Here is a 21,664-nt window from a genome sequence, read left to right on the forward strand (position 1 = left end):
TCTTTCCTATTTTAGTAACTAATAACATAAGCAGCGGTTCTTTTTTTTGTATTTAAGCTTTCCGGTTTTGTGTCTAAAACTGATAATTAAATGTTAGTCCTACATTCGTCTTAAATGTTACATTATCTGGATAAAGAACGGGTCTTACGGATAAGTTTTCATCAACATTAAATTGTAATAAAGCTGCATCTACATTCGCATCAAGAATATTCAGGGCGTAAAAGGCAATTGTTATCAAAGCGGACAAATCACGATTTCGCTGGTAAAATTTTTGGCCAGCAATTAATCGATTGTTGTCTAAGAATGCTAAATCGTCAGTGGTGTAGCCTTCTAGGCGACTTTTATAGGCGTCTCTGTATTGGTGGTACTTTTTATTACTGTCGATGTAAAAGTACAGACTGGTTCCTATGGCGCCATAAACCAGCGGTATTTTCCAGTATTTTTTATTGTAAGCCTGGCCTAATCCTGGTAAAATTGCAGAAAAAAAAGCAGCTTTTGCTGGGGTCAACGGATCAATGTCATTTGATTTCAAAGTGTCTTTTGCCACCAAAACCGCCTCTGTTCCCGTTTGGGAAAAAACAGTGTGATTTCCTAAAGTGAAAAGGAGCAGACTTATGAAAATGATTTTATGCACTATTCGTTTATTAGTTTAATGATTCTTTTGAAGTCTTCTTCAGAGTGAAATGGAATTGTGATTTTTCCTTTACCATTTCCGGCTACTTTCACATCGACTTTAGTTCCAAAATAATTTGTAAAAACGCTCTTTTGAGTATCTGCAATTTCAAAGGATGCAGTTTTTGGTTTTCCGGCGACTTTAGGTTTTAAACTTTCCTGATAGTTTTTTACCAAAGCTTCCGTATCACGAACCGATAGATTTTGACTGACAATTTTTTGATAAATATCAGTTTGAATATCCTGGTCTTCAATATTGATTATCGCACGACCGTGACCCATACTGATAAAACCATCTCGAATTCCGGTTTGGATTATAGGATCCAGTTTCAAAAGCCTCAAATAATTAGCAATAGTAGAGCGTTTTTTCCCTACTCGCTCACTCATTTGTTCCTGAGTCAGTTGAATCTCATCGATCAAACGTTGGTAGGATAAGGCAATCTCAATAGGATCTAAATCGTGGCGCTGAATATTTTCGACTAAGGCCATCACCAGCGATTCGTTGTCATTTGCAATCCGAATGTACGCAGGAACAGTAGTCAATCCCACAAGGGTAGAGGCACGAAGACGGCGTTCTCCTGAAATCAATTGGTATTTATTGAAATCTAGTTTTCTAACAGTGATTGGTTGAATAACACCTAATTCCTTGATAGAAGTTGCTAATTCCCGCAATGATTCCTCATTGAAATTGCTTCTGGGCTGGAACGGATTTATTTCAATAGCTTCAATATCAAGCTCAATAATGTTTCCTACAACTTTATCGGCATTTTTATCATTTACGGATTTTATATCGTTTTCCGGATCTTTCAATAACGCAGATAATCCTCTTCCCAGGGCTTGTTTTTTTAGTGCTTTTGCCATAAAACTATTTGCTGTTTTTCTTTATAACTTCTTGAGCTAGATGCAGGTAATTGGTAGCTCCTTTGCTTGTTGCATCGTAGTTTATAATGCTTTCGCCAAAACTGGGTGCTTCACTCAATTTGACATTTCTTTGAATAATAGTGTCAAAAACCATGTCGTTAAAATGTTTCTGAACCTCTTCAACCACTTGGTTTGACAAACGCAAACGGGAGTCAAACATGGTCAATAATAATCCTTCGATATCTAAATCCGGATTGTGAATTTTTTGGATACTTTTTATGGTATTCAGTAATTTCCCTAGTCCTTCTAATGCAAAATATTCACACTGAATAGGAATAATTACGGAGTCAGCGGCCGTCAACGCATTTAAGGTAAGTAATCCCAATGATGGCGCACAATCTATGATAATATAGTCGTAATCGTCTTTGATACTTTCTAATGCTAGTTTAAGCATATATTCTCTATTCTCCTTATCGACTAATTCAATTTCAATAGCAACAAGATCAATATGCGATGGAATCACATCCACGTTTATAGCAGAACATTTTATGATGGCCTCTTTTGGTGTGTGACTGTGTTCTAAAATTTGATACGTACCTATTTCTACGGATTCCACGTCAATACCCAATCCGGAGGACGCATTAGCCTGAGGATCAGCATCAATAAGTAATACTTTTTTTTCTAAAACACCCAATGAAGCAGCAAGATTAACTGACGTAGTAGTTTTGCCAACCCCTCCTTTTTGATTAGCAATCGCGATGATTTTGCCCATTTATTTTTCTAAATTTTGAACCGTAAAAATACAATTATTTATGGTTTCTAAAAATCTATTTTGTTAACATTTGTTAATGCTTGATTAGTCGCTATTTGACCATTCCTGTTTTGAAAACGAATTTCATTTTATGGGAGCTATTTCAGCTGTGCACTACAATCCCGATTGTTCGGGACTTGAGTTGCAATGTGGGCTAGGGGAAGTTGTGGATTCATTCTGCTTTGAAAAAATATTTTTATTTAGATTTTTACATTGATTTTCCAGTCAAATAATTTTAGTTCTTAATTTCAGTAATAGTTTTGCTAAAGCAAAAAATAATGCTATCTTTGCACCCGCTTACGGGGTGTAGCGTAGCTCGGTTATCGCGCCTGCTTTGGGAGCAGGAGGCCGCAGGTTCGAATCCTGCCACCCCGACAACTTTGTTGTCAATCCATATCAAAAGGCTGTAAATCGTATGATTTACAGCCTTTTTTATTTTTTGTAATTTAAACTAATTTAAGTTATTTCAAATAAAATGAGACCTAAACGGTGAACCAAATTAAAATCTACTTTTAGGTCACCAGAACGATGCAAACGCCTTTAAATAAAAGGATTACAAAGAATAGACCTCTCTCATTTTTGTACTCATTTGCACTGTTTTGGAATCATTTGGGTGAACTGTTTCGTGCTGTTCACTTCTAGAGTGATTAAATCGCTTTAAAACAACTTAAATTAAATGAGTTATGATTTCAAAAAACACCTTCGGAGTACAGTTTATTATTCGGGTTAATAAAACTAAAGATGGTAAAGTTCCGATCTATGTCCGAATAACTGTGGACAGCCAAAGAGTAGAAATGTCACTAAAACGGTGCATTCAGCCAATAGAATGGAATGCTGCCAAAGGACTGGCAAGAGGAAGCCGCAAAGAAATGACTGTATTAAATACTTATTTGGAACAAGTCCGAGCTCGATTGGTAGAGTGCTATCAAGAAATTCAATTGAAAAAGCAGCTCATTACAGCCAAAGGAATAAAAAGTTTGTTTTTAGGAGAGGACGACAAACAATTCACTTTGACAAAACTCGTAACCTACCACAATGAAACGATGAAAACCGTTTTGGCTGTAGGCACATTAAAAAATTACTCCACTACCGAAAAATACATTTTAGAATTCTTAAAAACCAAGAAAGGCACATCAGATATTTACTTATCCGAAATCAATTACCAGTTTGTTATTGATTTCGAAATGTTTCTCCGAAACCATAAACCTGTTGATCATCAAAAGCCGATGCAAAACAATGGCGTGATGAAACACCTGGAGCGATTGAGAAAAATGCTCACATTGGCTATAAAAATGGAGCTGATGATAAAGGATCCTTTCAGTAAATATGCTTTGAGGTTCGACAAAGTAGAACGTGAATGTTTAACAGAAAGTGAATTATACGCAATCGAAAATAAAAAATTCAGTATTGAACGATTGGATATTACAAAAGATTTGTTTGTTTTTAGTTGCTATACTGGATTGGCTTACATAGATGTTATGAAATTGAATGTTGATAAAGTTAACATCGGAATTGATGGGCAATACTGGATTACAACCAAACGTGAAAAAACTAAAAATCCCGTTCGAGTTCCCATACTACCCAAAGCTTGGGAGATAATTCAAAAATACCAAGACCATCCTAAAGTGATTGCTTATGGAACGCTACTCCCACATCTTTCAAATCAAAAACTAAATGGCTATTTAAAAGAAGTTGCCGACTTGTGCAGCATCAAAAAAAATATTACGTTTCATTTAGCACGTCACACTTTTGCCACAACCATCACTTTACTAAATGGTGTACCCATTGAAACAGTAAGTAAAATGTTAGGACACACCAAGATAAGCACAACTCAAATTTATGCCAAAGTAGTAGAACAAAAAGTGAGTCAGGATATGATTTTAATTTGAATTATTGATTTTCTTGATAAAGATATTTAATAAATATTCTTGCGTTTTTAAAAGATTACAAATAAAAAGTTAGTTTTATAAAAAAAATTAATGCTTTTACGGAAAACCGTAAAATAACAAATTTTTTTCCCCTTTTATTTACAGTAAATTAAAATTCCTATTTATAAATTAAAACAAAAAAATTATGTTTGAAAATCCATTTTCATTTGAAGGTAGAATCAGAAGATCCGAATTTGGATTTTCATTTATTATTTATTTAGTAATTGCAGTGATAATTAATCTAATTATTTCAAGTAATTCAGATGCAGCGGCAGTAGGTTTAGCATATATTCCTACCTTGTGGTTTTTATGGGCACAAGCTGCAAAGAGATGCCACGATGTTGGAAATAGTGGTTGGTGGCAATTAATCCCATTTTATGTTTTTTGGCTCATATTTCAAGATGGTGAACCTGGGCAAAATCAATACGGGGCAAACCCTAAAGGAGTACAACAAAATAACAACTACAATTCTCCAACAAATACACAATCTCAACCTTCCAATACTTCTTCTGGAGGTTATAATGCTGGGCATTATGATGGTGGTCATAATAATTCTAATGGGCAAGGAAATTCATACAATCCAAATTATAATCCAAGCAATGACTCTAATTCTTCAGGAGAATACAAAAGCGGAGAAATGTATAAATAAAATAATGAAATATGACAGATTTAACAAATTTTACAATAAGCAGCACCAATCCTTGTCTAATAATATTCCTAATTGACCAAAGTGGTTCTATGAGTGATAAATTTGGGAATGCTTCACACGATAAATCCAAAGAAGTTGCAAATGCAATAAACGAATTATTATATGAAGTAGGTTTACGATGCTATTCAGGTGATGAAGTAAAAAACAGATTCGAAATTGGGATTATTGGTTATGGTAAAGATAGCAAAGTAGGATCGGGATGGGAAGGCAACTTGTCGAACAAATGGGTAGTATCAATCAAAAATATTTTTGAACATCCATTAGGTAATGAGGATGATAAGCCAATTTGGATTACTCCTATAGCAAGTGGATCAACCCCTATGAAACAAGCTTTTGATAACGCCAAAAGATTAACACAAGACTGGATTAATTGGGGGAATCATAGAGAATGTCATCCACCAATAATTATCAACATTACCGATGGTGAAGCCACTGACGCAGGTAATAATTATCAAGATTTAATAAATGAAGTCAATCAATTAAAACAATTGAGAACAAATTATGGTCTAGTCAATATCTTGAATATTCATATTTCAGGAAAAAATGCAGACCGTGTTTTATTTCCAAATGAAGTTTCTCATTTAAATAATAAGTTTTCAAAATTATTATTCGATATGTCAACCCATTTAAATGAAAATATGGTTAGAATTGCTTTGCAAAAAGGGTATAATATTCCTAACAATGCTAAAGGTTATATTTATAATGGGAATGCTGTTGATTTAATCAATTTCTTAAATATTGGCACACCTCAATAATGAATATTAAAATTCTACAACTGCATAAAAGAGCTTCTTATGAATATAAATATATTCAAGATAAGTGTAACTTTTCAAAAGTAAATAAATGCATTGCCCTTTCAGATGGAACAACACAAAGTTTTAAATCTGAATTGTGGGCTAAAATGATTGTGGATAGTTTTATAAATCACCCAACCTTTGATATAAAAATCCTAAAAGATCAATTTAAAAAGTTAGCATTTAATTTTCAAAATAATGATTTCGAATACAGTACAAATTTTGCAAAAGCAGCCTTAGAAAAAGACAAACAAAAAAAGGGCGGGACGGCTACATTTATTGGATTACAATATCATAATGAAGATTCAATCAAAGTATTGAACTGTGGGGATACCTGCTTATTCATCATTAGAAAAGACAAAATAATTCCTTTTCCTTTTAAAAGCCTTGGTGAATTAGATCACAATGATCATTTTATAAATTCAACAAAGTTAATTGAAGACAAAATTGACGATGAGTTTTTTAATTTTATTGAAATAAAAGTTGAAAAAGACGATATAATTATATTAGCAACAGACGCTATTAGCAGGTTAATATTTAGAAAACCTGAGGTTATAAATCTACTAATTAAAATAAACAATTTTGAAGAATTAAACCAATTTTGTTTAAATCATTGGGACAACAAAGAATTAGAAGAAGACGATATTTCTATAGTTATTGTTTCTCCTTTTTTGCCTACTAATACAATTGAAATATTTCCTCCAAAAGATTTCTCCTTCCCAAAAGAAGAAGAAAAAGAATTTGTCCCTTTTATTGGAAATCAAAATTACATTAACGAAATAGACCCTATTCAAATGCAACAGCTAAACAGAATGATTCAAGATCTTTTTAGAGAGACCAATTTTTTAAAAAACAAATTAAAACTAACACAAATTTTATTAATTAGTGCATTATTACTGCTCGTTTTAAACACAGCTTTGCTCTTTTATTTGATTAAAAATAACAATGTATATAACTTAAAGGAAGAAAATACAATAACAACACCTTATGAAGCAAATGAACCTGACATTGTAACGGAGGCAAAAACGGAAAAAGATGTAAGTAATACACCTACAGAAAATAATTCATCTGCTAAAGAACAAAAAGACGGCATCATTAAAGAGCCAAACATAAAAATAAATGTTCAAAATGAAAAGGAAAACACAAGTCCAAAATCTGAAGGTTTAATAAAAAACACTGTTAAACCTGATAAAGTTGTCGAACAAAAAAACACAGCCACTCAGACTCCTAAAAGCGAAACAAAAAATGACAGTTTAAAAAAATAATTTTATGTTTCCAACATTATCTCAATATAACAGGGTAATTCAACAACAAGGATCTAGTGCCTTTCGTACCTTAAATAATTTATTTTTTTTACCAGCTAAAACTTCCCCCATTAAAATTTATAATTTTGGTTCAGGTTCTTTTGCTGTAGTTTTTAAAGCTTTAGAAAATAATAAAGAAATTGCAATAAGATGTTTTATTGGCTCCGATGATGATTATGTTGAGAGATACCGTAAAATTGACAATTATTTGAAGGATATTGATGAAAGTTGGAAGACAAACATACAATTTTTAGACAATGAGATTAAAGTTGATGGTAAGTATTTTCCCGTTCTTAAAATGGACTGGGTAGACGGAAAACTATTAAATAAATACATTGACAATAATCTTAACAATAATGAAATTCTTTCCAAACTTCAAAAACAGTTTGTAAAAATCAGCAATAATTTAGAAGAAAACAGAATAGCCCACGGCGATATTCAATGCGGTAATATTATTGTTAAAGAAGTAAATGGCAAGCCAAAAATTAAATTAATTGACTATGATGGTCTTTTTATTCCTAATTTTAGAGGGGGAAAACAAAAGGAAAGAGGTAGGTCTGAATTTCAACATCCTCACAGAAGTAATTTTGCTTTCAATGAAAAAATAGATCGTTTTTCGTTTTGGGTAATACTATGTGCTCTCGAAGCTTTGAAATTTGATAAAACACTTTGGAAAGAAACGATGCAAGGTGGCTTTAACACTTTAGACAATATGTTGTTTGTTGGAGGTGATTTTAGCAATCCTAATCATTCCAATCTATTTCAAAGAATTTCAAATTTAAATCAACCTTCTTTAAATTTTTATATTGCCAAATTACAATTGTCACTAAATACTTCTAATATTGATAAATTAAGTTTTTTTGGTCAAGAGAACTCCTTAATTGATAATGTGACGGATGAATCGGACAATGAGAATAACACAACAGGTAAAATAGACCATTCAAAAGGAAACAATACAAATCAATATGCTCGTTTAAAAATCACATCATCACCTAGTGGTGCATCGGTACGAAATAAAGATTTTGCATCAATTGGAAACACTCCTCTTACAATAAATAAATATGAATATATTAATGAAGAAATAAAAATTATTTCTGGCACAAAATCAAAAACCAGAACAATCAATGAATTTTCAAGTGATATTCACATAACTTTTGAAGAACCAGTTTACAAAAGTCCTATAAATAGTTCGGTCCCGCCTACTCCTCCAGTCATACCATCCCCGCCACCTCCTGGAAATGATGATTCAGGAATGTGGATTGGTTTATTCGCGGTAATCGTTATTATTGTTTTTGCTTTTATTATTTACCATAGTAAAAAATCAAATTATGACGACAATGCAGAAGTTACAGTTGATACTACAGCAGTAGTTGTTGATACTACAGCAGTAGTTGTTGATACTACAGCTATTAACTTTGATGATGTGACCATTGATACCACTGCGGTAGCAGTTGATACTGTTGCAGTGGTAGTTGATACTGTTGCAGTTGTAGCACAAACTAAAACTGTAAATTTTAGAAATGATTCAAACTATACGATTTCTTTAGCATATGCTTTTTATGACAGAGGATGGGAATCTATAGGTTGGGTAAGAATTTATTCTAAAAGTTATCAGGATGTTATATTACCCGATTCTTTTACAGGAAACACTATTTATTGGTATGCAACAAATTCTAATGGCGAATATTATTTAAATAAAAATGGATTTAATTTCTGTATTGATAAAATAAATAAATTTCATTTTTATACAGATGAGAATTGCACAGAACAGGCAAACTTTATTAAAAAGGAATTAACAGGTTTTTATACAACACAACCTTTAAATTGATTTATTAAAACCCTAAAAGTAAGATAGAAGTCCAAATTTCTTTAATATAATAAATTAAATTACTCATTTACAGGCACTCTATGAATTATAAATAAGTCATAAAAGAAATTTGGTGATTTGTGGCTCTGAATATCTCTAGCTTCACTGCCAAAAAAAACTTAACAAAAAAAGCAACAAATTTTCTATTAAGCAAATCATATGAAAACTTTATCACTATTAGCAACAATACTTTTATCAAATCTCTGCTTTGCTCAAACAGTAGATTTTGTAAATTATAAACTTTCAGACATTGGTTATATTTCCATTCCACAAAAAATGGAAATACAATCAGGTAATTACAAGAAACTTGCTCAAGAGTTTCAAAAAGATTTTAAGAAGAAATTTGGGTTTGAAATATCAGGCAATCGCATTGTCTTTCAACAAAAAGGACTTAACAACTTAGAAAAAAGTGGTTTTTCTTCTTATGCAAGAGTAATTTTAGAAACCGATATTGGTAAAAATGGTGATTATGAAAAACTAAATACAAATTATTCAGCGACTCAAGCCGAGATAAATGAATTAAACCAAGAGATAAAAAGTCAAGTTCAACAATCATTTGCAGGAACAGGGCTAAAAATAATTAAGTGGTACGGAATATCAATAGTTAAAGTAAACGGAAAGACAGCACTGAAAGTGTCGTATTTGCGACAACTTAATAGCAACCCTTTTGTTTTAGTAAATATGTACAGCTTTCAGAATAATGATAGATTGCATAGGCTTATACTTTCATATAGACAATCAGATGAATCAACTTGGAAGCCGTTTTACAATATAATTTTGAACAGTTTTACAATAACGAATATAAGATAATTAGACTTAAACATTTTAGAACCTTTAGACAAAATGAGCAAATGATCAAATTAATTGAAACAACTATATAATAAAGAAAGGGCAATCAAGCGGTCTCTCTGCGGTCGTTCCCTTTGTTCCGTTCGGCTGTTCCAGTCGGTCGTACCTTCCTCCATTCCACAGACACTTCACAGCACAAAAAAATAAGGCAGCCAAAAAATAGGCAGCCTCATTTTTTCCGCTGTTCGTTCCTCATCTTCACACGTTCTCTTCCTTCGTTCGGTCGGGCTTATGCATCCATAATACCGCTTCATTTCGTTACAGTCATTTGTTCGCTTAACGCTACATTTCATTCCGCTGAAAGCTCTCTCATTCATTTCACTGCATTCCAGCCGTATTATATCTGCCGCTTGGTAGATGTAGGTTTCTTTAAATAAATAGTTAATGGCTCGGATATAGCGTCCCGCAATGGCGGGAAGACCGCAGGTTCGAATCCTGCCACCCCGACAAAAATCCATTCTGTCTCAACAGAATGGATTTTTTTATTAAAGCATAACAAAAACTGATACTTCCAGTTCTTTATTCCAGCAATAATATCTTATTTTTGCACTGTTAAATCCAAAAAAAACATCACTATGTCTGATACAATCGAAAAAATTAAATGTCTTATTATAGGTTCTGGTCCAGCAGGGTATACTGCCGCTATTTATGCTGCTAGAGCAAATATGAATCCTATTTTATACCAAGGAATGCAACCGGGTGGCCAACTAACGACTACTAACGAAGTAGAAAATTGGCCTGGTAATCCTGAAGGGATAACGGGTCCGGAGATGATGGTAGGATTGCAAGCACAAGCGCAACGTTTTGGTACGGATGTACGTGATGGTTGGGCTACAAAAGTAGATTTTTCAGGAGATATTCATAAAGTTTGGATCAATGATACAATAGAATTGCATTGCGAAACAGTAATTATTTCTACCGGGGCAACCGCTAAATATTTAGGCATGCCATCTGAACAACACTATTTAAAGATGGGTGGCGGAGTTTCGGCATGTGCCGTCTGTGATGGATTTTTCTATAGAAATCAAGAAGTAGTAATCGTGGGTGCAGGAGATTCAGCTTGCGAGGAAGCACACTATTTATCTAAACTTTGTAAAAAAGTAACCATGTTGGTGCGAAGCGAAAAATTCAGAGCATCGAAAATCATGGAAGAGCGCGTTCGCAAAACAGAGAATATCACCATATTGATGAATCATGATACTGTAGAAGTGTTAGGAGATGAGCAGGTTGTTACCGGAGTAAAAGCTTTAAATAAAACAACTAATGAAGTTTTTGATATTCCTGCCACTGGTTTCTTCGTAGCTATTGGTCACAAACCAAATACAGATATCTTCAAAGATTTCATTTCATTAGATGAAACGGGTTATATTATCAACACTCCCGGAACTTCAAAAACGAATGTGGAAGGCGTTTTTGTGGCAGGTGATGCCGCGGATCATGTGTATCGTCAAGCAATAACTGCAGCCGGAACAGGATGTATGGCCGCTCTTGATGCCGAAAGATATTTGGCCGCTAAATAATCATAGTTAGGAAAGTTAATATTGAAAAAGTCCCATTTGCCATAGCAAGTGGGACTTTTTGTATAACATCAATCCGGTTTTTCTCTCTCTCTTTTGGAGAGGGTTGGGGAGAGGATTATTTCAATTTTTTCGCCAATTGAGCTTCATCAGTAAATTTCCGTATTTCTATTGTTGGGCTACCCAGAAGTTGAATTTCAGATTTGCCAGCGGCATCAATAATTACCGCCGTCTCCACAAATAAACTGCAGTTGGAATAACTTTCAGTTATTATGTCCGCATTTTTTGTATTGAATTTATTTCCGGTGAATGAGGCATTGTTATCCAGTCGAATCCGCATATTTGTGGCATTTCCTTCTAGGGTTGCAGCTGATTTTTGGTACAAATCTACCTTCAAATCAATTGTGGTAACTAAGGCTTTAAGTGTTGCATTTTTGCTTAATTCGACAGTACTGTTTTCAGATTTTAAATTGAGTTCTGTTTTTGATTTGTCATCTGCCTGAAGTAAGAAATCCGTTGCGTTGACATTCACGAATAATTTGGAGGTATCATAGGCTTTTAGTGTAATGGTGTTTAACAAAAGCTCCTGTATCGCATTGACGGTCGATTCATCTTTGGCGGTAATGAGATTTAATTCATTGGTATAGGTCACTCTTACAATCATTTTTTTATAGTTAACAGCTGATTTTGTTGTATAAATACGCAAGGTGTTGTCTCTTAAATCCAAAGAAATAATACCGTGTAAGTTATCATCAGCCTCAATTTTTAGGGCTGTTTTTTCTCCTCTTTCCAGATGGACTTCTAGATTGTCTTCGACCAGCAGCGCTTCAAAATTGCCGACTTCTCTTTGCTCAACAGTCACTGTTTTTGATCCTTTTATTTTTTCTTTTTTCTGAGCAAATAGCAATGTAGTTGATACAAGCAGCAGGAGTATAACAGTATATTTTTTCATGGTCATTTAAATTAGTGTCTACACAAATATAAAAAAATCATCCACTTGTGATGGATGATTTCTTTATATTTTAACAAAAGTATATCTTATTCTTGGCTGATGCTCCCGCCTGAACTGGTATTTTTCTGAATCGATTTTGGCTGTATGTCGTACGTGATGTTTCCTCCGCTGGATGCCTGAGCATTTAAGCTAACGATAGGATGAACGCTAATGGACGCACCGCTGGAAACATCGGCACTAACTTCATTTGCTAATAATTTATCAGCGTTGATTTCACTACCACTTGATGCAGTTGTTTTAATCTGTAGCGCTTTCCCATTAATCGTAATGGTACTTCCGCTACTGGTGTCACAAGTAATATTGTCAGATTCGATGCTTAAATCTATCGATGCTGCACTCGAAGTATTCAATCGGATGTTCTCCCCTTTCAGGGTGTTTTTGCTCGTGATAGTCGAGCCGCTTGTTGCTTCTAATTCATCAATAACAGGCATTTTTACTGTCACTTTTTTTGATTTCATGTTGATGAAAGAATTTTTATCACACGAAATAACAAGTGTTCCATTTTCTACTTTGGTAGTGATGTGTTTTTGTAAATTATCATCTGCTTGAACAATTATTTCAATTTTATCAGATTGTTCTATAACGACATCTATGGCATTGTTAACCTCTATGCTTTTGAAAGCACCTTCAACAAGCCGCTTTTCTGTGGTGATATTTCCGCTTCCTTCTATTGCATTGAAATTAATGGAGTGGTTGCACGAACCGAATAACAAGGCTGTTAGGGCAACCAGAATGAACTTTGTAATTAAGGTGATGATTTTCAACATGACTAATTCGTTTTAATGATGATCCCGTCTTTATTTATTTTCAATCCTTTATTGGTTTTGTTTGATTTTAGGGTGTCTTTCTCTACAGTAACTCCATTGTTATTTATGGTAACCGTAACATCCGTGCTATCGTCTCGAGCGGTGCTATATACATCATTATACTCGTTTTCATCAGCGGGACAATTTAAACATTTTATTTGAGAATTTTCTACTTTGTAAATGTAATTATCTGAACTGTAGTGTAAATTGAAAAATTCATCATCAGATCTGTCGTAATTTTGTACAGAGGCATCTGGTTTTAATAACGTTCCTTCAGGTACAAATACTGTTATTTCTATTTCTTGATCTCTGTATTTATTTTTTAAATCAGTAAGTAAATAGTTGTCTAAAATCAATTGATTGCCTATTATTTTATAACCGTATTTAATTTGTTCGGCTCTTCGTTTTGCCTCTGATAACGATTTTCCTCTTGCTTCTTTTTCAATCTGAATATAAGGCAGTTTCTCCTCTGTTTTTTCGATTTTAAAACTAACTTCATTAGAGTAAATAATATCTGTTCCGGTAGAATCTTGTGTTACCATGAAATCATTACGGTCTTCCACATTTTTAGCAAAATAATCATTGTGTTTGAATTTAATTAAAAGGGTGTCATTTGGATTTAAATTAAGGGTTTCTTTCTTAACCACTCTCCCATCTACGGCAAATGCACTGGCCTGTTTTATTCCAATTGATATTGCTAATGCTACTGCAATTAGCCATAATGCAAACAGCGTATATTTTGCAATATTTCCAATAGACTTCATGTTTGGGGCCAATAGCTTAAACCCTAATAATGCTAAGAAGAAGAACGGGATTCCAACAGCAAAGAACATTAACAATCCAAAAGCCCATATTGGATAATCTGTAAAATTACCTGCTTCTATAAAACCTTGCCAAGGAAAATCAATAAAAATTCCGGAACCTAATGTGAAAATACCTATTAACAAAAAAAACAGTATTGTTATTCCTGTAATAATCAAAATTACACCTAAAAATTTGGCGAAAATTTTAAAAATAGTCATGATAAAGTCGCTAAAAGAACTTCCTATTTTCCCGACACCTGTTTTTATCTGGTTGCCATACTTGTCGTAATCCACATTTTTTATTTTGTCTGAAACATTTTCAAATTCTTCTCTAACTTTTTTTTCAATGTTAGAAATGGTAACCGGTTCCCCGGTCATTTCCAGTTTTTCAGTGGTAGTAACCGCCTCCGGAGTTACAATCCAAAGAATGATGTAGGCGAGAATTCCAGTTCCAAATCCAGCAAAAACCAATAAGATAAGAACGATTCTGATCCACACGGCATCTACGCCAAAATAATGCCCTAATCCTGCGGCTACTCCGCCAATCATCCCTTTTTCTTTGTCGCGATATAGTTTTTTAGTTCGTCTGTTTGAGTGGTCACTAAAACTTTGAGAACCCTTCAAGTCATCTTCAATGATGTAATCTTCCGGTTGTCCCATTACGGCGATAACGGCATCTACATCTTTCAAACCAATAACGTATTTGTCTGTTTTTTGTTTGTCATTTAATAATTCCGAAACACGCATTTCAATATCCTTGATGATTTCATCATGTCCAGACGAATTGGATATAGAACGTTTTATAGCATCAAAATAGCGCGTCAATTTTTGGTATGCATCTTCATCGATGTGAAAGAACATTCCGCCTAGGTTTATATTTACAGTTTTGTTCATGACTATTGTTTTTGGTTGGTTATTAGGTTTACGGCATCGGACAATTCCGTCCAGGTACCATTCAATTCGTTTAAAAAAGTTTGTCCAATTTCGGTCAAGCCATAATATTTTCTTGGAGGTCCTGAAGTGGATTCTTCCCAACGGTAGTTGAGCAATCCATCGTTTTTTAATCGCGTCAGCAGTGGATAAATGGTTCCCTCCACGACTAATAATTTTGCGTTTTTTAATGTGTCCAATATTTCCGATGTGTAGGCTTCTTTTTCTTTTAAAACGGATAGGATGCAAAACTCGAGAACACCTTTACGCATCTGGGCTTTTGTGTTTTCAATGTTCATAATTTCTTTTTTTGATTTTAGTGTTGATTAAACGGTTCATTTTTTGATTGCCGTGCCAGTTCTCCTTTCTGGCTCGGGTGATGATTTGTCATTGCGAGGAACGAAGCAATCTCGTATTGCATGATTCTCTTTTTATTTTTTCGGAGCTTATTCCTGCTTTCCACTTTATCTTTACTTGCTTAAAGAAAGCAAGTAAAGGATGTCGTTTCAATCAGGGCTAGTTTGTTCGCTCTATGTATTACGTCTGTTCTCTTTTAATCTGACTGCTTCCTTATTTAAGGAACGGAATCGTTATTGGATATTTGTATTTTTCTCCGTTTGATGTTTTAATCGAGGCATAAATAATCAAGAAGAATTCAGCCACTTTCAAAAGTCCGAAAATCAGAACGCAAATTAATCCAACCGTTAATAGTGCAATGTTGTCTTCAAGGTTGAAATTCGAAAGTGTAATGTCGTTATGATGTATCAATGATTCGAAAGAAACATTTTTGAAAGCCGAAATAAGAAATGAAGGAATTGCAATCATAATCAGCACCAAAGAGTAGATCAATATACTCAATTGAAAATTCAACACTTGTTTTCCGTGGTGATCCACAAATTCAGATTCCTCTTTCTTGGTTGTCCAAAGAATTATTGGAAAAATATAATTTCCAAAAGGAATGAAATACTGCGTTAAAGTACTTAAATGCGTAAATGTCGCGATGTTTTTTTCAGTTGTTGTTTCCATGATTAAAAGTATATAGTAATTTCTTATGCAAATATATATCTTAAAGATAGTATCTTGTTACGCATAGTACCAAAAGTTAACACAACATTAACAAACAATTTTTGTATGTACGCATAGTATTTTTTTGTAATTTAGCAAAAAACCTAGCGGTAATAAACGCGCCTAAATTCAAAATCCAAAGAATAATACAGAATGGCGACACTCTATTCCCATAAAAACAAACAGTAGCTACCTATGAAACTTACAGCCTCTAAACTTAATAAATTTTTGTTTTTCAAATTACCCTCGGCATTTATCTGTGGCGTACGCGTAAAAACCATAGACGAGAACCAATGTATAGTTTCTGTAAAACACCGTTGGATAAACCAAAATCCATTTAACTCGATGTATTTTGCCGTGCAAGCCATGGCTGCAGAGCTTGCCACGGGTGCTTTAGTAATGTTTCAAATTCAAAAAAGCGGCAAAAAAATCTCGATGCTTGTTGCGAATAACAAAGGAAATTTTACCAAGAAAGCTACTGGTAGAATCACTTTTACCTGTAATGACGGCCATTTAATAGAAAAGGCGATTCAAGAAACCATTGCTACAGGAGACGGACAAACGTTTTGGATGAAATCCATTGGAACCGATGAAAAAGGAATTCAAGTATCCGAAATGGATTTTGAATGGAGTGTGAGGGCCAAATAAATAAATCTTTTTTAAACACTTATTCACAATCGAATCTCTTTCGTGAAGTGACCATTAAGCAGAATTAGAATTTTTGGTTTAAATAGGTTACTTTTTTTGTGAAATTAGAGTACTGTTTTTTGGCTTTATCTAATAGTTCAAAACCCAGAATAAATTTGAACCCCGGAATGTGTATTTAGCTTTTGATCTGAATGAATTGAATACCCGTAGGCGTTTTAATGCGGGCGTTTATTAAATTGATAGGTACCCCGTTTTTAATTGTATATCAGCGCTATCAAGATTAATAATACAATCTAAAATCGAGTAGCTGACAAAGGGCAAAGTGCTTTTCATGTAATTCGGTAACAATATCTACAACATTATCTTGCTCTTCAAATAAGCTAAAAAAAGCTTTGTCTATGGCACAGCTTGTTAATGTATTGGATGGTGCTCCATATCCGGAAACGGCACGTGCTCCAGTGATATCTAAAAAGTATTGTGCTTCTTCCGGGCTTAAGTCCAATACCTTTGCATTTGCAAAATGTAAAATTTTTCCTTTCATTTTTCCTTCAAAAAGCTCGGCTATTTCCTCTAAACTATAGTAATAGTCATTGAGACAAATGGTGTTTCTTTCGCCTGGCATCACTAAGTAGATTATTTCATAATTTTTAAAATTATGGTCGTCATAAAGCAATGCATTTAAGCTTTCTTCTAACCCCTCAATGGTATCACAGGTTTTGTAAATACTGGTTATACCTTGTTCAAAAGCCAATTGCTCTAAGTTTTTAATCACTTCAGTTGTGGTGGTAATTTCTGTATTAGGAACGGCTTCCAGGCAGAAAATAAAGGTATCAGAATCCATTAAATTCTGGGTGTTCGGATGGTTCATTAGTTACGAATTATTTATTGGTTCCAATAATAGTTAAAACGAGGTGCTTTAGTCTATTTTGTTTATAGCTTCTAAAAAATTTGTGATTGTTATTTGCTCAATGTTGTGGGTACAGTTTACAAAACTGCTTTCGATAGCGGATTTTCAATCCGTACCCGTAAATAATATCAAAATAATTCTAATAAAACCACTTCTAATTCACTCTCTAAACTGGCATAATTTCTTGCTGAATCATTCTCTTTTTGGGCTCGGATTGCAAATCCGCCCTATCGTTGTCCGAAAATTAAATATCCGAGTGATTAGGATTAAAAAGTATTCTCATTACATTATTTAAGTTAATGATAAGCTACCGTTTAGAGTTATTTTATCAGCATTAATGACCCCATAGTTTCTATACCATCAAACAAATTTTGAAGTCGAATGTTTTCATTTTCTGCATGCTGGTTGTTGTCATGGTTCGCTATTGGAACGGAAATGGTGTTTGTTTTTAGATATTTTTCAAATAAATATAACGGTAGACTTCCTCCCATAGTTGGTTGCAGTACAACTTGGTCTTTTGTTGTGGCTTCAACTGCAGAAATCACCTTTTTGACAATTGCTAAGTCCATGGAGGTGCGTTGCGCATTTATTCCATTTTTATCACGGATGACTTTTATAATTTTAGGGTACAAATTTCTTTCTTCATCTGTAGGTTCGTTGCTTGTGACGAAGTAGCCTTGTTTTATTATATGATCAATTACTTTTTGTTGTTGTCTTTCCCAGTCGTTCCCTAATACTAACCTCAGGTCTATAACAGCGGTAGCAGTAGTTGGAATTTGATTTGAGGCCATTTTGCCTACGTTACCACTTTGCATACCATTTATGTTTAAAGAGGGCAGGTTGATCGATTCGCTTAATGTTTTATCTCGCATTTCAGCACTATTTATACCAAGCTCAGTTTTCATCTGTTCGTCAACAGAAGGAACTGTCAATAATGCTTTATTCTCTGATAGTGTTAATGGTATTACATCATCATAAAACCCCTTTATCGTCACGCGACCATTGTTATCTTTCATTGATGCTAACAGCTGTGCTAGCATCATCGCTGGGTTTGGAGCCCAATTACCATAATGTCCGCTATGTAATGGCCTTTTTGAGGCATATACCGTAAAGTAAAGGTTTGTATCTCCTCTAACACCAAAATAAATTTGCTTTTTCCCAGACTGATGTACCGGTCCGTCGCATATTATCCATAAATCGGATTGTAAAAGGGCTTCGTTCTCTTGTAGGATTTCATCTAGGTGTGTTGAGCCCTTTTCCTCTTCTCCTTCAAAAAAGAATTTAAGATTGTAACTCGGTTTTAAGCCGCTTTTATTAATGGCGTCGTAAGCATTTATAATAGCATCAACTCCTGCTTTGTCATCGGAAGCACTTCTGGCATATATTCTCCATTCGTTATTGTATTTTCCATCTAAAGGGAAAGGAATGTTACTGCCGTTTTTATCAATAGCTGCCGTATATAACTTTGGGATAAAAGGACTCAGATTTTGATTCCATTGTTCAGGATTTACAGGTTGGCCGTCGTAATGGGCATAGAAAATCAAAGTTGTCTTTGCACCCGGTATAAGAACTTCACCGTAAACGGCTGGCGGAATATTTTTAGTTTTTCCATGTAATAACTGCACATTTTTGATACCTTTTCGATTCATCATTGACATGATGAAATCAGCATTTTCACGAAGGCTTAATGGCTCTGATGCTACGTTAGGGATACTTAAAAATTCTGAGAATTCAGTAATAATTTCGTTTGCGTTCTTTTGTGTGTATTTTTTTATTTTTAAACTTTCTACTGATTGTGCGTTAACTAGTTGTATAGTCAAAATCAAGAGTGGAATAATTAGATTAAGCTTTGTCATATAAAATAGGATTAGTTAAGTATTTAGAATATTAATTTTGCGGGCGGCTGCTACCAAATATATATAAATTTTTCCTGCTTTTGGGTCCCTATAACCAGGATAGGCGGATTTTTAATCCGTGCCCGTAAATAATATCATAATAATTCTAATAAAACAAATTTTAATTCACTCTCTAAACTAGTATAATTTCTTGCTGAATCATTCTCTTTATGGGCACGGATTGCAGATCCGTCCGAAGGGTCTGGATTCTCCCGTAATAAGGGGATGGGATGGACTGTGTAAAACGAGTTTCATTGTTAGTGCCACGCCACATAACTCTAACTGTTGAAAGAAGAACTAATTTATTTCATTTATTCTCGTTTTTAGCAACATCTTGTTCCAACTTGAATTGGTGGACATTTCACACTTCCGTAACTACAATATACGCAACAATCTCCTTCTAATGGTCGCAATATTGTTTTACAATTTTTACACTCGTAGAAAAATTCACAAGCATTTGTCGGCATCATTTCGTCTTTTTTGTATCCACATTTCGGACATATGATTGTCGATTTCAATTCAACAGTTTTTCCTTCATATATTCCACAAGTTTTACAATTTACGTATATTTTATTTTGATAATAATTTCCAATTGTTGCGATAAAAAGTCCAAACATTCCTGCATAAATTAAATAAGTTGAATTTTCAGATTTACTCAAATAATATCCGGAAAATATAATTATTCCGCTCGAAATTGCAATTAATAATGGATAGAAGTATTTATGTTTTCTATACGAAATATATATTCCGATAATTGAAATCAAAACCATTATTTGAAAAATCCACATTGTCCAACCTCCGAATAATTCTAAACTTCCAAGCCCAAGTGCTGATGCTCCAAATGCAAAAAGAGGAAAACAACAAGGTGAGAAAATTGCAGTTAGAAAAAGTCCAAATGTTCCAAGTTTGTCAATATTATTTATAAGTTTAAATTTCATTTTTTTTATTTTCTTTTTTTGACTTTTCTTTCGGTTTCTCTTTCGCGCAAGTCTTAGTGCCAAGGTCAGTTGTTTTTCCGATGGGTCTGGATAAAAACCTCCAAGCGAACTGTATTTTTGTAGTCACTGAGTGAATATAAGTAAGTCGAAAGTTTAAAAGTCGTAAAGTCAAAAGAATTAACTTTAAGTAAAGCAGCTTTAAATCAGATTTTTACATGATTTTATCCTGATTTTAAAATACGACATTATACCATAGTTATTACTTATGTGATTTAAACTACACTAAAAATTCTTTTTTTTAAAACGGACTGTTTATTCATGAAATAAAATAAGTCACACAAAGTATTAAAAAATAACGACCAGCCCATTCTATATTATTTCAACAAACATCTTATGTTGTTATAGCTTTATACTTTGTAGCGATTTTTTGTTATTTGCTTAATGTTGTGGGCACAGTTTACAAAACTGCGCTAACTATTGTGGCATATCAGCGCTATCGGGTGCACGGATTGCAAATCCGCCCTATCGTTGTCCGAAAATTAAATATCCGAGGGATTAATATAATCGTTGTCCGAAAAAATCAGATGTCCGAGCGATCGGGGTAGCTGTTTTTTTTATTTATTTTCAATTTCCGTTACTATAGTTTTCGCCCAAATATCGCCTAAACGTTGGTTTCTGTCGGTGTTTTTAATTGTTATTATTCCAATTAGACCAAATGGGAACATATCAATTGGGTCCATTAAATGTCTTTTTATTGATTGGCTCAAACTCAATTCTCCGTTATTTTTGGTTAAAGATTTAGGTTTTAAGCTAACAATAGAATTTCCAAGAGTTGCTCCTAAAAATACTTCAGGAAGCACAATTATCGCAAACCAAAAAATAATTGGAACTAATCCTAATATTCCTGTAACCGAATATCCGCCTTCGTCATTCGGTTTTCCAAATGAGTAAACAAAAGCAAAGAAAAAACCATATACTAATGCATAATCAATAAATCCTGCAATAAATCTTTTCACTAAATTCGGCTTAGTAATATTTTCTCCCATTATTTTTTCAATATTAATTCAATCGATAATTTATCAACTTTTAAAAGTTCTAATATTCTTTCAGCTTTCAATTTGTCATTTTTTAAAGCTTTTTCAAATTCTTTGTCTAAACCGCAAACATAAAGTCTTTCATTGACCGTCATTCCGCCAATATTTTCCACAAAAATAATTTTATTCTCAATTTCTTTTTCAGTCATATTTTCGGATTCTGTGGTAAAATTGCTACCAACGTCAGTTCGTCTAAAAACCTCTAAACGAACTGTATTTTGTTACTCATGGAGTAAATATATGTTATTTAAACT

The 21,664-nt window shown here is 33.7% G+C and carries 21 protein-coding genes, 1 tRNA gene and 1 pseudogene; 9 read left to right on the plus strand and 14 right to left on the minus strand.

Annotated features, from left to right (window positions below):
* Positions 1-73: 73 nt before the first annotated feature.
* From EKM03_RS12175 to EKM03_RS12185, 3 genes are read right to left on the minus strand one after another with little or no spacing between them, the layout of a single operon-like run.
* Entirely contained in the window at positions 74-634 is a 561-nt protein-coding gene (locus EKM03_RS12175) for a DUF5683 domain-containing protein (protein ID WP_126461437.1), read from the minus strand.
* A complete protein-coding gene (locus EKM03_RS12180; protein ID WP_126453647.1) occupies positions 634-1,533 on the minus strand; it encodes a ParB/RepB/Spo0J family partition protein in 900 nt (299 codons plus the stop codon). Before EKM03_RS12180 ends, EKM03_RS12175 begins: the two co-directional genes overlap by 1 nt.
* A gap of 4 nt (positions 1,534-1,537) precedes the next feature.
* Positions 1,538-2,305: a ParA family protein gene (locus EKM03_RS12185; protein WP_126453649.1), complete on the minus strand. Its 768-nt coding sequence runs from the start codon at positions 2,303-2,305 to the stop codon at positions 1,538-1,540.
* Positions 2,306-2,644: 339 nt separating this feature from the next.
* Here EKM03_RS12185 and EKM03_RS12190 point away from each other — a divergent pair.
* From EKM03_RS12190 to trxB, 8 genes are all read left to right on the plus strand, one after another.
* A tRNA-Pro gene (locus tag EKM03_RS12190) sits at positions 2,645-2,719 on the plus strand.
* A gap of 308 nt (positions 2,720-3,027) precedes the next feature.
* Positions 3,028-4,233, plus strand: a complete 1,206-nt coding sequence (locus EKM03_RS12195; protein WP_126563866.1) for a site-specific integrase — start codon at positions 3,028-3,030, stop codon at positions 4,231-4,233.
* Between the two features lie 184 nt (positions 4,234-4,417).
* Entirely contained in the window at positions 4,418-4,921 is a 504-nt protein-coding gene (locus EKM03_RS12200; protein WP_126563867.1) for a DUF805 domain-containing protein, read from the plus strand.
* A gap of 89 nt (positions 4,922-5,010) precedes the next feature.
* Positions 5,011-5,736 (plus strand): vWA domain-containing protein, encoded by a 726-nt coding sequence (locus EKM03_RS12205; protein WP_158616373.1) that lies wholly within the window; start codon positions 5,011-5,013, stop codon positions 5,734-5,736.
* Positions 5,736-7,040, plus strand: coding sequence for a protein phosphatase 2C domain-containing protein (locus tag EKM03_RS12210; RefSeq protein WP_126563869.1), 1,305 nt, complete (start codon positions 5,736-5,738; stop codon positions 7,038-7,040). The genes EKM03_RS12205 and EKM03_RS12210 overlap by 1 nt, the downstream gene beginning before the upstream one ends.
* A 4-nt stretch (positions 7,041-7,044) precedes the next feature.
* Positions 7,045-8,907, plus strand: a complete 1,863-nt coding sequence (locus EKM03_RS12215) for a DUF1036 domain-containing protein (protein WP_126563870.1) — start codon at positions 7,045-7,047, stop codon at positions 8,905-8,907.
* Positions 8,908-9,105: 198 nt separating this feature from the next.
* On the plus strand, positions 9,106-9,756 hold the full coding sequence (locus EKM03_RS12220) for a hypothetical protein (protein WP_126563871.1): 651 nt from the start codon (positions 9,106-9,108) through the stop codon (positions 9,754-9,756).
* A gap of 614 nt (positions 9,757-10,370) precedes the next feature.
* Positions 10,371-11,315, plus strand: a complete 945-nt coding sequence (gene trxB / locus EKM03_RS12225; protein WP_126456237.1) for a thioredoxin-disulfide reductase — start codon at positions 10,371-10,373, stop codon at positions 11,313-11,315.
* 115 nt (positions 11,316-11,430) lie between these two features.
* Here the strand turns inward: trxB and EKM03_RS12230 are convergent, their stop codons facing one another.
* The 5 genes from EKM03_RS12230 to EKM03_RS12250 form a co-directional block, all read right to left on the minus strand.
* The gene (locus EKM03_RS12230; protein WP_126740493.1) at positions 11,431-12,264 is read right to left on the minus strand and encodes a GIN domain-containing protein; all 834 of its coding nucleotides are present in this window, start codon (positions 12,262-12,264) and stop codon (positions 11,431-11,433) included.
* A gap of 86 nt (positions 12,265-12,350) precedes the next feature.
* A complete protein-coding gene (locus EKM03_RS12235) occupies positions 12,351-13,091 on the minus strand; it encodes a head GIN domain-containing protein (RefSeq protein WP_126456241.1) in 741 nt (246 codons plus the stop codon).
* 2 nt (positions 13,092-13,093) lie between these two features.
* Entirely contained in the window at positions 13,094-14,827 is a 1,734-nt protein-coding gene (locus EKM03_RS12240) for a PspC domain-containing protein (protein WP_126562983.1), read from the minus strand.
* Between the two features lie 2 nt (positions 14,828-14,829).
* Entirely contained in the window at positions 14,830-15,162 is a 333-nt protein-coding gene (locus tag EKM03_RS12245; RefSeq protein WP_126456245.1) for a PadR family transcriptional regulator, read from the minus strand.
* A gap of 271 nt (positions 15,163-15,433) precedes the next feature.
* A complete protein-coding gene (locus tag EKM03_RS12250) occupies positions 15,434-15,889 on the minus strand; it encodes a DUF4870 domain-containing protein (protein ID WP_126740494.1) in 456 nt (151 codons plus the stop codon).
* Between the two features lie 234 nt (positions 15,890-16,123).
* On the opposite strand from EKM03_RS12250, the gene EKM03_RS12255 reads away from it, so the two are divergent.
* Entirely contained in the window at positions 16,124-16,576 is a 453-nt protein-coding gene (locus tag EKM03_RS12255; RefSeq protein ID WP_126461413.1) for a DUF4442 domain-containing protein, read from the plus strand.
* 280 nt (positions 16,577-16,856) lie between these two features.
* Here the strand turns inward: EKM03_RS12255 and EKM03_RS12260 are convergent, their stop codons facing one another.
* From EKM03_RS12260 to EKM03_RS12280, 6 genes and pseudogenes are all read right to left on the minus strand, one after another.
* Positions 16,857-17,417, minus strand: a complete 561-nt coding sequence (locus EKM03_RS12260; protein ID WP_126461601.1) for a DUF6642 family protein — start codon at positions 17,415-17,417, stop codon at positions 16,857-16,859.
* 386 nt (positions 17,418-17,803) lie between these two features.
* Positions 17,804-19,339, minus strand: a complete 1,536-nt coding sequence (locus EKM03_RS12265) for a M20/M25/M40 family metallo-hydrolase (protein WP_126562982.1) — start codon at positions 19,337-19,339, stop codon at positions 17,804-17,806.
* 362 nt (positions 19,340-19,701) lie between these two features.
* Positions 19,702-19,920, minus strand: a complete 219-nt coding sequence (locus tag EKM03_RS15285; RefSeq protein ID WP_231507379.1) for a GDCCVxC domain-containing (seleno)protein — start codon at positions 19,918-19,920, stop codon at positions 19,702-19,704.
* Positions 19,921-19,971: 51 nt separating this feature from the next.
* A pseudogene (locus tag EKM03_RS15290) lies at positions 19,972-20,316 on the minus strand (MerC domain-containing protein); the annotation flags it as partial.
* A 614-nt stretch (positions 20,317-20,930) separates the two neighbouring features.
* Positions 20,931-21,362, minus strand: a complete 432-nt coding sequence (locus EKM03_RS12275) for an RDD family protein (protein ID WP_126568770.1) — start codon at positions 21,360-21,362, stop codon at positions 20,931-20,933.
* Complete coding sequence (locus tag EKM03_RS12280) at positions 21,362-21,559, minus strand: hypothetical protein (RefSeq protein WP_126568771.1); 198 nt, start codon at positions 21,557-21,559, stop codon at positions 21,362-21,364. Before EKM03_RS12280 ends, EKM03_RS12275 begins: the two co-directional genes overlap by 1 nt.
* Between the last annotated feature and the right edge of the window lie 105 nt (positions 21,560-21,664).

It is taken from the genome of Flavobacterium sp. GSP6 (assembly GCF_003984855.1).
Taxonomy (GTDB): domain Bacteria; phylum Bacteroidota; class Bacteroidia; order Flavobacteriales; family Flavobacteriaceae; genus Flavobacterium.

What these genes read in the sequence shown, in the direction of transcription:
- EKM03_RS12200 (WP_126563867.1), top strand. Translation starts at nt 4,418, where the DNA reads ATGTTTGAAAATCCATTTTCATTTGAAGGTAGAATCAGAAGATCCGAA.
- EKM03_RS12220 (WP_126563871.1), top strand. Translation starts at nt 9,106, where the DNA reads ATGAAAACTTTATCACTATTAGCAACAATACTTTTATCAAATCTCTGC.
- EKM03_RS12230 (WP_126740493.1), bottom strand. Translation starts at nt 12,264, where the DNA reads ATGAAAAAATATACTGTTATACTCCTGCTGCTTGTATCAACTACATTG.
- EKM03_RS12180 (WP_126453647.1), bottom strand. Translation starts at nt 1,533, where the DNA reads ATGGCAAAAGCACTAAAAAAACAAGCCCTGGGAAGAGGATTATCTGCG.
- EKM03_RS12210 (WP_126563869.1), top strand. Translation starts at nt 5,736, where the DNA reads ATGAATATTAAAATTCTACAACTGCATAAAAGAGCTTCTTATGAATAT.
- EKM03_RS12215 (WP_126563870.1), top strand. Translation starts at nt 7,045, where the DNA reads ATGTTTCCAACATTATCTCAATATAACAGGGTAATTCAACAACAAGGA.
- trxB (WP_126456237.1), top strand. Translation starts at nt 10,371, where the DNA reads ATGTCTGATACAATCGAAAAAATTAAATGTCTTATTATAGGTTCTGGT.
- EKM03_RS12235 (WP_126456241.1), bottom strand. Translation starts at nt 13,091, where the DNA reads ATGTTGAAAATCATCACCTTAATTACAAAGTTCATTCTGGTTGCCCTA.
- EKM03_RS12185 (WP_126453649.1), bottom strand. Translation starts at nt 2,305, where the DNA reads ATGGGCAAAATCATCGCGATTGCTAATCAAAAAGGAGGGGTTGGCAAA.
- EKM03_RS12250 (WP_126740494.1), bottom strand. Translation starts at nt 15,889, where the DNA reads ATGGAAACAACAACTGAAAAAAACATCGCGACATTTACGCATTTAAGT.
- EKM03_RS12280 (WP_126568771.1), bottom strand. Translation starts at nt 21,559, where the DNA reads ATGACTGAAAAAGAAATTGAGAATAAAATTATTTTTGTGGAAAATATT.
- EKM03_RS12275 (WP_126568770.1), bottom strand. Translation starts at nt 21,362, where the DNA reads ATGGGAGAAAATATTACTAAGCCGAATTTAGTGAAAAGATTTATTGCA.
- EKM03_RS12195 (WP_126563866.1), top strand. Translation starts at nt 3,028, where the DNA reads ATGATTTCAAAAAACACCTTCGGAGTACAGTTTATTATTCGGGTTAAT.
- EKM03_RS12265 (WP_126562982.1), bottom strand. Translation starts at nt 19,339, where the DNA reads ATGACAAAGCTTAATCTAATTATTCCACTCTTGATTTTGACTATACAA.
- EKM03_RS12255 (WP_126461413.1), top strand. Translation starts at nt 16,124, where the DNA reads ATGAAACTTACAGCCTCTAAACTTAATAAATTTTTGTTTTTCAAATTA.
- EKM03_RS12260 (WP_126461601.1), bottom strand. Translation starts at nt 17,417, where the DNA reads ATGGATTCTGATACCTTTATTTTCTGCCTGGAAGCCGTTCCTAATACA.
- EKM03_RS12205 (WP_158616373.1), top strand. Translation starts at nt 5,011, where the DNA reads ATGAGTGATAAATTTGGGAATGCTTCACACGATAAATCCAAAGAAGTT.
- EKM03_RS12245 (WP_126456245.1), bottom strand. Translation starts at nt 15,162, where the DNA reads ATGAACATTGAAAACACAAAAGCCCAGATGCGTAAAGGTGTTCTCGAG.
- EKM03_RS12240 (WP_126562983.1), bottom strand. Translation starts at nt 14,827, where the DNA reads ATGAACAAAACTGTAAATATAAACCTAGGCGGAATGTTCTTTCACATC.